This is a genomic window from Parabacteroides sp. FAFU027, assembly GCF_022808675.1.
Lineage (GTDB): Bacteria > Bacteroidota > Bacteroidia > Bacteroidales > UBA7332 > CAXXIC01.
On sequence record NZ_JAKZKV010000010.1, the window covers coordinates 37819 to 53188 of the forward strand.

8 protein-coding genes are annotated in these 15370 nt (G+C 40.6%); 6 read left to right on the forward strand and 2 right to left on the reverse strand.

What is annotated here, in order from left to right; genetic code table 11:
- The first annotated feature begins 163 nt into the window (after positions 1-163).
- From MLE17_RS14465 to MLE17_RS14480, 4 genes are all read left to right on the forward strand, one after another.
- Positions 164-1957, forward strand: a complete 1794-nt coding sequence (locus MLE17_RS14465; protein WP_243349426.1) for a DNA polymerase III subunit gamma/tau — start codon at positions 164-166, stop codon at positions 1955-1957.
- A gap of 34 nt (positions 1958-1991) precedes the next feature.
- Positions 1992-2780, forward strand: coding sequence for a M48 family metallopeptidase (locus MLE17_RS14470; protein WP_243349427.1), 789 nt, complete (start codon positions 1992-1994; stop codon positions 2778-2780).
- Positions 2781-2841: 61 nt separating this feature from the next.
- Complete coding sequence (locus MLE17_RS14475; RefSeq protein ID WP_243349428.1) at positions 2842-4125, forward strand: UDP-N-acetylmuramoyl-tripeptide--D-alanyl-D-alanine ligase; 1284 nt, start codon at positions 2842-2844, stop codon at positions 4123-4125.
- A 191-nt stretch (positions 4126-4316) separates the two neighbouring features.
- Positions 4317-5783: a tryptophanase gene (locus MLE17_RS14480; protein ID WP_243349429.1), complete on the forward strand. Its 1467-nt coding sequence runs from the start codon at positions 4317-4319 to the stop codon at positions 5781-5783.
- Between the two features lie 127 nt (positions 5784-5910).
- Here MLE17_RS14480 and MLE17_RS14485 read toward each other — a convergent pair whose 3' ends face one another.
- Both MLE17_RS14485 and MLE17_RS14490 read right to left on the reverse strand, forming a co-directional pair.
- Positions 5911-7650, reverse strand: a complete 1740-nt coding sequence (locus tag MLE17_RS14485) for an arabinan endo-1,5-alpha-L-arabinosidase (RefSeq protein ID WP_243349430.1) — start codon at positions 7648-7650, stop codon at positions 5911-5913.
- Positions 7647-8132, reverse strand: coding sequence for a T9SS type A sorting domain-containing protein (locus MLE17_RS14490; RefSeq protein WP_243349431.1), 486 nt, complete (start codon positions 8130-8132; stop codon positions 7647-7649). The genes MLE17_RS14485 and MLE17_RS14490 overlap by 4 nt, the downstream gene beginning before the upstream one ends.
- A gap of 841 nt (positions 8133-8973) precedes the next feature.
- Between MLE17_RS14490 and MLE17_RS14495 the strand changes: the two genes are divergently transcribed.
- Positions 8974-11970 carry a LamG-like jellyroll fold domain-containing protein gene (locus tag MLE17_RS14495; protein WP_243349432.1) on the forward strand — a complete coding sequence of 999 codons (2997 nt, stop codon included), beginning with the start codon at positions 8974-8976 and terminating at the stop codon, positions 11968-11970.
- An 857-nt stretch (positions 11971-12827) separates the two neighbouring features.
- Entirely contained in the window at positions 12828-15350 is a 2523-nt protein-coding gene (locus MLE17_RS14500) for a fasciclin domain-containing protein (RefSeq protein WP_243349433.1), read from the forward strand.
- The last annotated feature ends 20 nt before the right edge of the window (positions 15351-15370 follow it).

Sequence of the window (15370 nt, forward strand, 5' to 3'; positions counted from 1 at the left end):
TAGCTATCGGTATCGCATATAATGTCATGCTCTTTGATGAACTTTTGTTCATGCTCGTTTCATACCTGAACTTTTTGCAAAGATAAATTATTTTCGAAGAACCGCTTATAAAAATAGAGTCGGGTTTTTTTCTTAATTTTGCAGCTAAAGACTCAAATCGAATATGGAAGATTTTATTGTATCTGCCCGAAAATATCGCCCGGCCACATTTCGCACTGTTGTAGGTCAATATGCGCTTACCACAACGCTGAAAAATGCCGTCATTACTAAAAAACTTGCTCACGCTTTCCTCTTTTGCGGACCGCGTGGTGTGGGTAAAACTACCTGTGCCCGTATTTTTGCCAAGACGATTAACTGCTTTACTTCAACGGCTGAAGGTGAGGCCTGTAATCAGTGCGAGTCCTGTGTGTCGTTTAACGAGCAACGTTCCTATAACATTCACGAATTGGATGCGGCATCCAACAACTCGGTGGATGATATCCGCTTGCTGATTGAGCAGGTTCGTATCCCGCCGCAAATCGGACAATACAAAGTCTATATCATCGATGAGGTGCACATGCTTTCGCAGTCGGCTTTCAATGCCTTTCTGAAGACATTGGAAGAACCACCTAAGCATGCCATTTTCGTACTGGCAACTACAGAGAAGCATAAAATTCTTCCAACTATCCTTTCCCGTTGTCAGATTTATGACTTTAACCGGATCAGTATCAATGATATCGTGGAGCATTTGCAATATGTTGCTTCACAGGAAAGTGTAACAGCCGAACCTGAAGCGCTCAATGTTATTGCTCAGAAAGCTGATGGAGGTATGCGTGATGCACTTTCGATTTTTGACCAGGTGGTTAGTTTCACCGGTGGAAATATAACTTACCGGGCAACGATTGATAACCTGAATGTCCTTGATTACGATTATTATTTCCGGTTGGTGGAAGCGTTTCTAAGCGGAAATGTAATTGATGCGATGCTGATTTTCAATGAGGTGCTGAATCGCGGGTTTGAAGGCCAGAACTTTATTTCGGGAATGAGTTCGCATTTGCGTGACCTGCTTGTTGCAAAAGACCCACAGACGTTACCTTTGCTTGAAGTAGGAGAGGCCATTGGAGTGAAATATACCCAGCAAGCTCAGAAGTGCCAGAATGCTTTCCTTTACAAAGCATTGGAAATCAGTAATGAGTGCGACCTGAATTACCGACTTAGTAAGAATAAAAGATTGCTGGTGGAGTTGACATTGATTCGTCTTTGCCAGATATTGCAACCCGTACAGCCACAACCGGTACAGCGTGATATTCAACCTATCGCTGCAAATCCGGTTTCGCTGCCTGTTCAGCAAGCGGCACAAGCTCAGCATCCACAGGCACGTCCTCAAAGTGCAGCGCCGGTTCAGACGTTGACGGTTGCTCCTCCTCCGCAAGTGACAGCACCGCCACCACCACCGCCACCTGCTTTTGCCAAGACACAGACACCTGCACCTCCCGCACCAAAGCCGGCGGGACAAAGTACGCGGATGCCGGGACTTTCTATCAAAAACGGATTTAATAAAAAAGATGACTCAGCTGGTCTGAACCAACAAAGCGGTCCATCTGTTTCACTAAACACGCCCTTTGATAATGAAGCGTTGATTCTGGCCTGGAACGAATATGCACAAAGTCTTACCGTTGAAAATATTTTGGTGCAGAAAACAATGCAGACAGCCCGTCCTTTATTGAAGGGAAATTATCAATTTGAAGTCGCAGTGGATGGTCCCCAGCAAGTGGAAATTCTGGAGCAGGATGCCACAACGATGGTGACCTACCTCAAGAATAAGCTTAAGAATACATCTATTCAGATGCATATCCGGGTGAATGAAGTCAATGAACGTCAGAAAGCCTACAGCATGCAGGAAAAGCTGAAAGCGATGATGAATATAAATCCTGAGTTAATTAAACTGAAAGAAATATTTGACTTGGAAATAGCATAGTTATTTTCAGATAAACCTAACATCAAAAGTTATTATGAAAAAGTTTGCTTCATTTATTGCAGCCCTGGTGTTGCTTACTGCATGTAGCAGCGTGCCGTTGACTGGGCGTAAACAGTTATTGCTGGTATCAGATGCCGAAGTTTTGTCTTTAAGTAGTCAGTCGTTTACCGACTATATGAAAACGGCAAAAGCATCAACCAGTAAAACCAATACTGCATTGGTGGTGAAAGTGGGCAAAAATATTGCCGCAGCAGTTGAATCATACCTCAAATCCAATGGGATGGAGGCTGAAATCGCCAATTTTTCCTGGGAATTCCATTTGGTAAAAGACTCGGTACCCAATGCTTTTTGTATGCCTGGTGGAAAAATTGTGGTAAATGAAGGCATTTTACCTTATACTAAAAATGAGACCGGACTTGCGGTTGTGCTTTCTCACGAAGTAGCGCACGCTATTGCCAAACACAGTAATGAGCGTATTAGCCAACAGATGGTTGCCCAATACGGAGGTAATATTCTGAGTGCGGCAATGACCGGTAAATCGGAGAAAAGCCTTCAGTTGGCTCAGACTGTATATGGACTGGGAGCTCAGTATGGGGTGATGTTGCCATTCTCCCGCAAACAAGAGCTAGAAGCCGACAAGATGGGACTTATCTTTATGGCGATGGCCGGATACGATGTGAACCAGGCAATTCCATTCTGGGAAAGAATGTCGCAAATGAGCAGCCAGAAACCATTGGAATTTATGAGTACTCACCCTTCGGATGAAACTCGTATCGCTAGAATCAAAGCTGCTATTCCTGAAGCTTTGAAATATAAAAAATAATCAGTTGATTCAAATAGGGAAAATTCGTCCCGATTTATAAACTTACAAAAGGTACAAAATAGTGAATATCAAATCCCTTTACGAATTGTACAAGAAGCATCCGGTAGTGACGACAGACAGTCGGAACTGTCCGGATTCTTCCATTTTTATCGCCCTGAAAGGAGATACTTTCAATGGAAATGAGTACGCACAACAGGCTATAGATAAAGGTTGCGCCTATGCGATTGTGGATGAAGTGGAATATGCCAATGACTCAAATATCATATTGGTCGATGATTGTCTGGAAACTTTACAGCAGCTGGCCAATTACCATCGTCGTCAACTCACGATTCCCGTTATCGGAATAACCGGAACGAATGGGAAAACAACAACCAAAGAGCTGACTTCGGCAGTGTTGGGTAAGAAGTATAATGTCCTTTTCACCCAGGGTAACCTGAATAATCATATCGGAGTTCCATTGACATTGTTGAAGATCAATTCGTCTCATGAGATTGCCGTTATCGAGATGGGGGCAAACCATCCCGGAGAAATCAAGACATTGGTTGAGATTGCTGAGCCGGATTGCGGCCTGATTACCAATGTAGGGAAAGCTCACCTTGAGGGCTTTGGCTCGTTTGAAGGAGTTATCCGTACAAAGGGAGAGATGTACGATTATCTGCGCGCTAAGGGTGGAAAAATATTTATTCATAACGAAAACGAATATCTACAAAAGATTGCAGACGGCATCGATAAAATCACTTACGGTGAGGCTGAGGGATTGTATATCCGGGGAAAAATGACCGGATGCTCTCCTTACCTTGCTCTGGAATGGAGCCATAGTGACAAAAAGCATCAGGTTACAACGCAATTGATCGGTGGATATAACCTGACAAATGCTCTTGCTGCGGCTGCTGTCGGAATTTACTTCGGTGTATCTGAAGAGAATATTTCGGAAGCATTAACCGAATATCAACCACAAAACAACCGTTCACAATTGAAGCAGACTGAGCGAAATCAGCTGATTATTGATGCCTACAATGCTAATCCATCGAGTATGCAGGCCGCTGTAACCAATTTTGGACAAATGGAAGCGGCTGCTAAAGTCCTGATTCTGGGCGATATGTTTGAGCTGGGCGAAAATAGCGCCGAAGAGCATCAGAAGGTCGTTGATCTTATTAGCCAATACAAATTTGATGTGGTGTTGTTATGCGGCGAGAATTTTGCGACATCAAAACACAATTTTAAATCCTACCTTTCTACTGCAGATTTGTTGCACTATCTTCAGGAATACCCGATTAATGAAGCAACAGTCTTGATAAAAGGCTCGCGTGGAATGAAGCTGGAGCAAACGATAGAGTGGTTGTAAGTCTGCTACTTTATTTGAAAAAATGCGGATTCTGTGGTATATACTACAAAATCCGCATTTTTTATGCTGAATAGCAGTGTTGTAAATATGTGTTAAAAGTATTTTGGATGAAAGGTAATTTGTTGAGAAAAAACTGGTTATCTTAGCTCAAACTTCTGAATGACATTTTATCACCTTAAAATACAATTATCATGAGCGAGCAGACCTCTCCAACAGCCGTAAAATTCTACAGCGGCGAAGAAATTCCTCTTGAACTACACAAAGTACGCATTGTTCAGAAACTGCACCTTGTTCCTATTGAAAGGCGCCTTCATGCGCTTTATGAAGGTGGATTCAACACCTTTCAGCTAAATACAAAAGATGTTTTCCTTGATATGCTTACCGATAGTGGTACAAATGCAATGAGCGACAACCAACTGGCAGCGATGATGCAGGCTGATGACGCTTATGCCGGTTCGCAAAGTTTTATGAAGCTACAAAAAGCCGTTGAAGATGTGTTGGGTAAGAAGTTCTTCCTTCCCGTTCACCAGGGACGAGCTGCAGAGAATATATTGAGCCAGGTGTATGTGAAAAGGGGAAATGTGGTTCCAATGAACTATCACTTCACGACTGCAATGGCTCACATTACCGTAAATGGCGGCCAAATAGCAGAGCTTCTTTATGATGAAGCATATAAAATTGACTCGGAGCATCCATTCAAGGGAAATATGAACCTCGAGAGACTAGAAGAGTTGATTCAGAAAGAGGGTAGGGATAATATCCCGTATATCCGCATGGAAGCATCAACGAACCTGATCGGCGGTCAGCCTTTCTCTGTACAGAATCTTCGTGATGTGCGTGCTATTGCAGATAAGTACCGGCTAAAACTTATTCTGGATGCCAGCTTGTTAGGAGAGAATGCTTATTTGGTGAAACAACGCGAAGCTGAATTCGTCGGCAAGTCGATGACTGAAATTATGCTTGCGATGACAGCTTTGGCTGATATTGTCTATTTTTCAGCCCGGAAGCTCAGTTCATCACGCGGAGGAGGTATTTGTACCAATGAAAAGTCGATTTATCACGAACTTGAAACACTGGTGCCTTTATATGAAGGATTCCTCACTTACGGAGGTATTTCTGTTCGGGAAATTGAAGCGATGGCAGTTGGCCTTTATGAGACGCTTGATGATACCATGATTTCACAAAGCCCATCTTTTATCAAGTTCCTGGTATATGAAGCTAAGAAAAAAGGTATTCCAATGATCACACCTCCCGGAGTGTTGGGTGCTCACGTCGATGCGATGAGCTTCTGTTCCCACATTCCCCAGACAGAATATCCGGCAGGAGCCCTGGCGGCGGCATTCTTCCTGATTTCCGGAGTGCGGGGCATGGAGCGCGGTTCTATTTCCAACCAACGGGATGAAGAGGGTAATGAGACTTATGCCGATATGGAATTGCTTCGTTTGGCTGTCCCGCGTCGTGTATTTACCTTATCACAAATCAAATATGTGCTTGATCGCCTGGAATGGCTGTATCACAACCGGGAAATGATTGGCGGCCTGAAATTTACCTATGAACCGGCAGTGCTTCGTTTCTTTATGGGGAAACTCACTCCGACCAGCGATTGGGCAGAGAAGCTTATGGCTAAGTTCCGTGTTGATTTTGGTGATAGTTTATGATGTGAGTAAACTGAAATCGCTGAGATTTCTATATTTGAATACCAGTTTGTAGAGAACTCCAAATATTAAAAAAAGAGAGCGGCTGATTTTTCTGAATCAGCCGCTCTCTTTTATGAAGTAAACAGTGTTATTGTACTTTCTTGCCCCAAAGCGCATATCCGCTCGAATTTAATCCCGTATAAACGATCGTTGGAACGCGGGGTGAAGCTTCCCAGTCAAGCTCCCGTTGTACCTTTAGCTTAAATAAGCCACTGGTACTTACGATGGTAAGGGTGTTTGTTTTTGAGTTAAAAGACCAGGTTCCGGTAAATGTACCTGACACTTTATAGTCGTACGATAGTACCAGAGATGTTGAGGTTTTCTGTGTCTGATACGTGTAACTCAAAGTGATATGCTCCCAATTACCTACCAGATCATTGTCACAAATCGTTGTTTGAGGTACATTACCGTAACGTTCAGGAAGTACAACGGGCCATCCATCATCTGTCCACATCATTTTGCGAATATGTCCCATCATGAGAGCATTGCTATAAGCATTACCATTTGTATTGGCCGGTAGTCGGGCCTGAGAGCTGAAATACCACTGTCCTGATACTGTGTCCTGAAATGCACAACAGTGAGAAATTCCCACCCAGCCCGAATGGTTGTTGAATTTATATGGGTGAGTGATAATCGGATAACAATCAGCTCCTTGTGTTACGTTTGATCCGTTGATCCCATAAAATGGACCGTTGATACTGGTCGAACGACAAACACGGGTATTGTATGCAACCGACAACTCATCATAAGCAAGAAACAAATAGTAATATCCGGTTTTAGGATTGTAAATTACCTCCGGGCCTTCCTGTGCCTGCCAACGGTTTGCGTCGCTATTTACACGTCTTGCCACTCTTGCTCCATAGTCGGCCAGTGTGTTTAATTGATAAGGCTTACCTGTAGTCGGGTCAAGCTTTACAGCCGGAATTCCACTATGCCATGAACCATAAATTAACCAGTGCTCTCCGGCCGGGGTAACTATGTAGGTTGGGTCAATCGCATTCCATTTAAAATAAGCACTCCAGTCAGACAAACTCGAACGATAATAGGTGGTTTTATCAGTCACAGAACTGATTACATATCCTTTGTCCACCCATTGATTTGCAGCTGGATTGGTTGATTCCATCATTCCGATGAATGCGCGTTCAGTCCATGAATTATCAAAATTAGCCGTTGTATTCTGAGCTCCGGTAGCGATATAATTATCAACAATAACGCAGTAATACATTCTGAAAATATTGCCGACTTTTCTGACACAAGGAGCCCAATAACCAAATGAAGGACTGGTGATTGCTGCTAATCCCATACGTGCCCGGATAGCGTTTAGTGAATCTTTAACCCAGGTAGGAGGGGTGTTTGCCATTGGAAACCCACAATAGGTCCAGTTTACCAGATCTTTTGAGCGTCTGCCAAAGTAGTGTCCCCGACCACTGGTTGCATTACCGTAAGAAGCATCAGTCTGATACATATAATAATAGTCTCCGTACCTGGCCACAGAAGGGTCGTGGACATTCGCTAAGTTCCAGCTAAATACATAGTTCCAGGAAGATATTGCAGAGTAGTCGTCCGCATAAGCGGGTGCCGTGTATGACGGTGTCGTTTCGTCCGTAATTTTTATGCTGTCAATGGTGGATACTGTTACTGAAGATACAGTATTGTCATTTTTATAAAGCTGTAAAATGGTATTGTTTGTGGCAAATTTGATACTGTCAATTGTAGAAACAAAGTTTCCAACGAGTGAACCGTTTGGTCTGAAAATAAAAAGTTTGTTTTCAGCATGTAAAGCAACAAAACACGCAATAATCATCAATATAAAAGCCGTTTTCTTCATCGTTTCGTGAATTTTAAAGTTTTATTGCTTGTTTGTAGCAGATATAAGCCGTTGGATAATCCGCTGATATCTATGGTTTGATTTTCGTTATTTATTGTTTTTTGAAGAGCAATAGCTCCATCTATTCTGTATATGGTGATTAGAGATTCACTTCCAGCCAGGTTCTTGATTTTGATAAAATCAGATGCCGGGTTAGGATAAACTGAAAGAACAGTTTCATCCTTTATATCTGAAACTCCGGAAGATGTTCCAAAAGTGATCTTGCTGATATCGCTTATTGCAAATGTACTTGTCGATGCATCCGTTAGATTCAGGAACAGATTCGTACTTGAAAATGTGATTTTGTTTAGTGAATTCAGGGCTACATTGTTTTGATTACCATTGTTTAGCCTGATGAAAATAGCGTTTTGAGCCCTGACCTGTTGAAGTATTGGACAAGTTAGCAGCAAAAGCATTCCCGAAATGAGTAATTTGTTTTTCATTGTTAGTTAGAAATGATTTGAGTGACGATTACATATTATTGGTTCTTACAAAATTACTTCTGATTCAGGATGTCAGAGTGGACAAAAAGAGAAAGTAAGTGGATTTTTTGTCTGATATAGTCGTATCTGTTGAGTTTTTATATCTATACATCGGTAGGTAAGCACCGAGCTAAATATTGCAATGTTCTCCCAGAACGTTATCGGAGCAAAATCGGAGGAGTATCGGAGGAAGAGTGAAGCTGTCTGTATTCCGTTTTTTATATGGATCATAGATTAAGTAGTCTTTTGTGGTATCCGGAAGCGTCTGTTAAAAGAAATTTCAAAGCATTGAGTCTGCTCCGAAAAGTTATTTTTGCCACGAATCCACGAATATTGTATTTGTATAATTCTAAAGTACAGCGATTTGCAAAATTAAAATATCACGAATATCCGGAAAACTTCGTTTTCGGAGTGGACTCAAGCATTGTCAGTCTGATTAAACGTGCCGGTGCTGGATTTTACTCTGCCTCTCAACAACAAGTAATTGGTTTAATGATGATTTGCGTTCTAAGTTACTGACGCGTCGGATATGAACGTAAAATGATAAATTTATTCTGGATATTTTGTCCACTTCTTTTGGCTGTTTGTCCACTGGCGTAAGGGCGTGCTGTTAATACTTTTGTTGAACTGTTTTTTAGACAAGTCTGATACATTATTTCAAATTAACCATGAAGCAAAGAAAAGACAAAACTTATACCAAAGAAATCTAGATATTCTCTTATCGTTGTTTTCTCCATTTAGCCTGAAAAAAATATTGATTGCTCTTTCTGCATTTTATTCGTTAACTAAATCACAATTAATCATGAAAAAAAAGAATTACTTTTTGAAAGTAAAAGAGATTGGGAAATTCTGTCTCTTAACGGCAGCGTTAGTTACCTCTTCCTCACTGTATGCTCAGGATGTGACCACCGGGCTGCAATTGTATTACTCGTTTGATAATGTATCCGGAGGTTCAGTCCCTGATGATTCTGGAAAAGGTTTGATCGGATCAGAGATGGGATCACCTACAGTCGTAGCCGGAAATAACGGAAATGCATTGTATTTTGCCACTCAGTCTGATTATGTACAGTTGCCGAACGATATCACAACGTCATTGACTGATTTTACAATAGCAACCTGGGTAAACGTGGATAAGCTGCAATGGTGGCCACGCATTTTTGATTTTGGAACAGGAACAACCAATTACATGTTTCTTTCTCAGGTTGGAAGTGGGTATCTTCGCTTTGCAATAAGAACAGCTACTGTAAATGAACAACAAATCAATAGTACTACTGCAATTACTACCGGAACATGGGCACATGTTGCAGTAACCGTACAAGGAAATACGGGTACTATGTATATTAATGGTGTAGCTGTTGGTACCAATACCAACATGACTCTGACTCCGTCTTCTTTGGGATCAACCACACAGAACTATATTGCAAAATCTCAGTTTAACGATCCTGCACTTGTCGGTAGTGTGGATGAATTCCGCATTTATAACAGAGCATTAACCAATTCAGATATTGTTGCGCTCACTGGTCTTGATGAATTAAAAAAGCAACAGTCAGCTCTGGATCTGGGAACTATTTCAGCCGTTAGCTCTAATCTTACCCTGCCTACAACAATGGGAACTAAAGGGGTTACAGTAAAATGGGCTACTTCAAATGCTTCAATGATTGATACATTTGGAGTACTGGTGTCTCGTCCCGATAAATACGATACTCCGGTTCTTCTGACTGCGACTTTATCTCAAACACTGGGAGGTAAGGTTTATACTTTGACCAAACAATTTACAGCAACAGTCTCTGCCCTGAACCCTGTAGCAACATCTGAATTGTTGGCTAACTGGGATTTTGCATCAGGAAACATTACATTGGATGGTGATACGATTAAAGTGACGGATGCTTCCGGAACCGGTTTGGTTGGGAAACTGATGGATGTGGCACGAATCAGAACCATTGGTAATACAACGAAATATAATGTGCTCGATCTGGGAAACAATCAGGGATACTTCGATATGGGCAGTCAGATTGGAGAGGCAGTATATTCCTTAAGTGATTTCACGATAGGAGGATATTTCCGTATGGACTCCACTTATACCGGTAATGCTGACTGGGGAAATAACTTATTTAGTTTTTCTAATACTGAAAATGACTTGAGTGATCCCAAAGGAACCATGTATGCTTGTCTTGGAAAAACGAATTACGCGATTACCTCCGGGGCATGGAATAGTGGAGGTGAAACATATCTTAATCCTTATAAAACTCCGACGACAGGAACATGGCATCACTATGCCTATACCCAAAACGGATCAGTCGGCACTATCTATTTTGATGGTGCGGTGGTAACATCAGGGTCTGTAGCAGCATATCCTTTCAATACTTTGCGAATCGATGGTGTAAAAGGTACACGTTTTAACTGGATTGGTCGTCCTCCTTATGGAGCTCCGGATTCTTATTTACGTAAAACTCTCGTTTACGGTCTGCAAATGTATAATGTAGCTTTGACAGCAAATGACATGATTAATACTTTAATGGTTCCGGATACAATTGCAGCTTTGAACAAAGCATATACCGAAAATTCAAATAACCAGCCGACAGAGATTAATACTGAAATGAATAATCTGAGCCTTGGTGATCTGAGCGCAGTGAAATCCAATCTTACCTTACCAACTAAAGGTACACTTGATCCGACTATTATGATTTCGTGGAAATCAAGTTGTCCTCAGATTATCAGCAATACCGGTGTAGTAACCCGTCCTGACTTCTATAATTTCCATGTTACTTTAACAGCTACTTTGACAAAAGGTTATCAAAGAGTGACCAAGTCATTTCCTGCAACTGTAGTCGTAAAAGATGGAACCCAATTTGCCAGCAATTTATTGGTTAATTATGATTTCTCCCAGGTAAGCGATTCTGTTGTGACAGATGTTGCTGAAAAACACTTTACAGGTAAAGTGAAAAATGTGGCTAAAATCCACACTATCGGAAACACAGGCAAACAGTTCAATGTTGTTGATCTGGGTAACAGTACCGGTTACTTTGATATGGGTACTGATATGGGAAAAGTTATTTACCATCTGAATGATTATACCATGGGAGCTTATTTCCGTATTGACGATTCTTATTCAGAAATCAATAGCTGGGGTAACCTGTTGTGGAACTTCTCTAACTCTACAAATGCGGTTAATGATCCCAAAGGAACCATGTATGCAGGTTTGAAGAACCAAAACGTTCAGATTACCGGTACCTGGTATGGAGATGGAGAACAGGGGGTTAGCTTTGGTGCAAATGCCTCAAAAGGAACCTGGAATTACTTTGCATATACTCAGAAAGATACTATCGGAACCATCTATATTAACGGTACTCCGATTGCTTCCGGAACTGTGAAGAATACTCCGGCTAAAGTAATGCCAAAAGATGGATTCGTAGGTACAATCTGTAACTGGATGGGTCGTCCGATTTATGGCGCTGATGTTTATCTCCGTAATACATTAGTATATGGATTCCATTTATATAGCTCTGCATTAAGCGAAACTGAGATTGCAGCAAAAGCCAATCTGGTAACAGATCTTAATGAAGCTTACATTGCTAATCCGGGAACATCAGCTGTAACTAAGGTTTCAATCGAAAACATTCGTGTCATAACCGAACAAGGTATGATTCGTATCAGTGGATTGACAGAAAGTGACAAAGTATCGGTATATGATATTATGGGCCGTAAAGTCACAGTGAAAAATGCAGAAACAATTACAGTAACACCGGGCATGTATATTGTGAAAATCAATGATATTGTTCGCAAGGTAATTGTGAAATAACTTTAGAATACAAATCAGGTAAGAATCGAATGATTCTTACCTGATTATTTACATAATCCATTTACTTCAATGACGCATTCTCTACTCCTGTTTTCTTTTAAGTGAGCTTTCAATGTATTCGTTTTCTGGAATAGTTTTTTAGAGCCTGTTTAAATTCTACCGAAACATATTTATATAAGGAGAATAGTCTCCTTTCTTTGCTCCTTTTTTAGCCTCTTTCGGGTATGTTTTTCACTTTTCCTCCTTGATTTAGCCCGCTAAATCTGCGGGATAAAAGCAAAAGATCTACCTCGAAATAGCCCGAAATAAAGTCGAGCAATAAAATTTAACAGGCTCTTAAATTCTTAGCTTGAAATATGATTTCAGGCTATTAGCTGAAAATACAATATCGGACGGATGAAATTCGATTCATCAGACTTATCAAAACCAAAGTTTATCTCATCACAAATGAACAAAATGAACGATAAAAGACTTTTAATTCATGAGAATACTCCAACTGAATAAATGATTTTACGTAACATGTTTGATTATGAATTTCAGAAGATATATACCCAGCATGAGAATATGAAAATGAGATAATGAGCAATGAGGGTTGTTCATGACTAATTATCTCAGACTTGATTTGTATTACTTTCCGTTTGCTCAATTAGAGCTTCTATTTGACGATTTTATAGCTTATTCTGAAGAAGAGCTGACTATATTTTTGTAATCAATTTTGATTCTACAATATTCTGTAGTCTGACAGACCTGTTTTTTTTTGAACTCAACCAAAGAGTTATTTGTAGCTGAACTTTAAATATAATATTGAAATGAAAAATTACTTTAGGAGGGTCTTGTTCCGGCCTACTAAACTGTTCATGGGATTACTCTTGAGCGTTTCGTTATTTATCTCCTGTAAGGACGGTTATTTCTTCGAAGAAAACGAACCGGACTGGTTACGCTCCAGCATCTATGATTATTTGCAGGAGAGTGGTAAGTACACTAATTACATTAAGCTGATTGATGACCTCAAACTAACGGATGTCATGAAAAAGACGGGAAGCGTCACTCTCTTTGTTGCAGATGATGATGCTTTCAACCGGTTTTATCAGAAAAACGGTATTTCGGGGTACAATCAGTTAACTCTGTCTCAGAAGAAACTGTTGCTCAATTTTAGCATGATCAATAATGCTTACCTGATTGAGCGATTATCCAATTATTATGATGGATCTGTCCTGAAAGAAGATGCAGCCATGCGTAGCGAGACTGCTGTCTCTATCTATGATAGTATTGCTTTTGATAAAGGCGATAATTTACCTATAGGGACTTACTGGGATAACCATAAAGCAAAAGGCTTGTATTTGATGAAAGATAACACCGCATCTCCAACGGTTTATTTTCTTCAGAATCAGATGGAACAAGCCTTGATGACAGATGAAGACTTTAGCATTATTACAGGTAAAACCCGGACTACGGGTGATGCTTACATTTTTGACAAAAAAATCATTGATCGTGATATCCGATGCAAGAATGGTTATGTGAATGTTTTGGATGAGGTTTTAATGCCGCCGGCCAACATGGCAGAATACATTCGCAGAAACAGCAATACTAGGATATTCTCTTTATTACTAGATCGTTACAGTGCACCGTATTATAATGAATCTTATACGAATGAATACAAACGTCTTCATCCGGAATTTACTGATTCGATTTTTGTAAAGCATTATTTTTCAACAGTAGGACCTGTCAATGGTAATGCCACCGGAACAACATACTATCCAAATAATTCTCTGATCGGAACCGATTACCAGTTACCGCTTGATCCGGGATGGAATAGCTATGTACGCCCTACATCCGGTAATGTGCTGGAATCAGACATGGCTGCCATGTTTGTCCCTAACGATGCTGCGATGGATGCTTATTTTAACACCGGTGCTGGAACAATCCTGAAAGAAAGATTCGGTTCATGGGATAATATACCCAATAACATTGTCCGATTGTTGATAAAACGTCACATGAGAACCTCTTTCCTCGAATCGATTCCGAGTCGTTTCGGAAGTATGATGGATGATGAGAACTCTTCTGTTCCGGTCCAAAAAGCCGATATCCAAAGTAGTTATGTAGGTGTAAATGGTGCTGTGTATGTGACTAACAAAGTTTATCCACCAGACCATTATGTTTCAGTATATGCTCCGGTATTATTCAGTGAAAAGACCAAAGTGTTTTATTGGGCGATCGCACAGAATGATTTTACGCTTTACCTGAACTCATTGGTGAGTAAGTATAGCTTTTTTGTTCCGACCGATGATGGATTTACCAAATATATTGATCCGATTGCCTATAACAAAGATGTTCCTGCTGCTTTGAAGTTCTGGTATAACACTAAGACTTCATCAGTTAATGCAACTGTGTATAAGTATAATAAATCAACCGGAGAAATGGGTGACTCTATAGGTATTATTACCACTTCATCCTTCATCAAGGACCGTCTTTTGGATATGCTGAATTCACATATTGTTGTAGGAAGTGTGGAGACCGGCAAAAAATATTATCAGACTAAAGGAACCAACATTTTACAGGTTGCAGGTACAGGAACCAACCTGACCATAAGAGGAGGTGGCGATATCGAACAAGGTACTAAAGTAAGTGTGAAGAATATTTATGCACAGACTAATGGTAACACATACTTCATAGATAAACCAATTCAGGCACCGTTGAAATCCGTATATAAGATTCTGAGTGAACAGCCGGAATTCAGTGCATTCTTTGCTCTGTTGAATGGTTTCCCATCTACATCTACTTCGAATATTTTTGTCAAAAAGAAAAACTATTCGGGACTAGACTTTAATGTGAAGTTCTTTAATACTTTTAATTATACGGTTTATGTTCCAACTAACGCAGCTATAGAAAGTGCGATAAACAGCGGGGTTATCATTCCCTGGGATTCACGTACAGGCATTATCGGTATAAATGATATGACGGATGCGACGGCAAAAGCTGCTGCGATTACCAAACTGGAACGTTTCCTTCGTTATCACTTCCAGGATAATTCTGTGTTTATCAGTGGTAATGCTGTAAATGGAATCTACCAGTCGGCAACATTGAAGTTGGATGATCTAACAAGTCAGTTTGGAACTTACATGAATAAATTCTACCGGATTGGAGTGTCGGGTAGTGGCGATAATTTGACTATTAGTACAGAAAATGGCGGTACGGCTCATGTTGTGACATCAAATGGATTGTACAATTTGATGGCAAGAGACTACATTTTCAATGATTTACCGGCCAACTTTAAAGAGATTACAGGGACAGGAACGGGTACAGTATTTACATCGTCCTCAATTTCAACCTCTTCAACAGCTGTTATTCATCAGATTGATAATGTGCTAAACTTTAAATAAGGATCTAATACTCACTGGAA

What these genes read in the sequence shown, in the direction of transcription:
- MLE17_RS14480 (WP_243349429.1), top strand. Translation starts at nt 4,317, where the DNA reads ATGAGCGAGCAGACCTCTCCAACAGCCGTAAAATTCTACAGCGGCGAA.
- MLE17_RS14470 (WP_243349427.1), top strand. Translation starts at nt 1,992, where the DNA reads ATGAAAAAGTTTGCTTCATTTATTGCAGCCCTGGTGTTGCTTACTGCA.
- MLE17_RS14485 (WP_243349430.1), bottom strand. Translation starts at nt 7,650, where the DNA reads ATGAAGAAAACGGCTTTTATATTGATGATTATTGCGTGTTTTGTTGCT.
- MLE17_RS14490 (WP_243349431.1), bottom strand. Translation starts at nt 8,132, where the DNA reads ATGAAAAACAAATTACTCATTTCGGGAATGCTTTTGCTGCTAACTTGT.
- MLE17_RS14495 (WP_243349432.1), top strand. Translation starts at nt 8,974, where the DNA reads ATGAAAAAAAAGAATTACTTTTTGAAAGTAAAAGAGATTGGGAAATTC.
- MLE17_RS14500 (WP_243349433.1), top strand. Translation starts at nt 12,828, where the DNA reads ATGGGATTACTCTTGAGCGTTTCGTTATTTATCTCCTGTAAGGACGGT.
- MLE17_RS14465 (WP_243349426.1), top strand. Translation starts at nt 164, where the DNA reads ATGGAAGATTTTATTGTATCTGCCCGAAAATATCGCCCGGCCACATTT.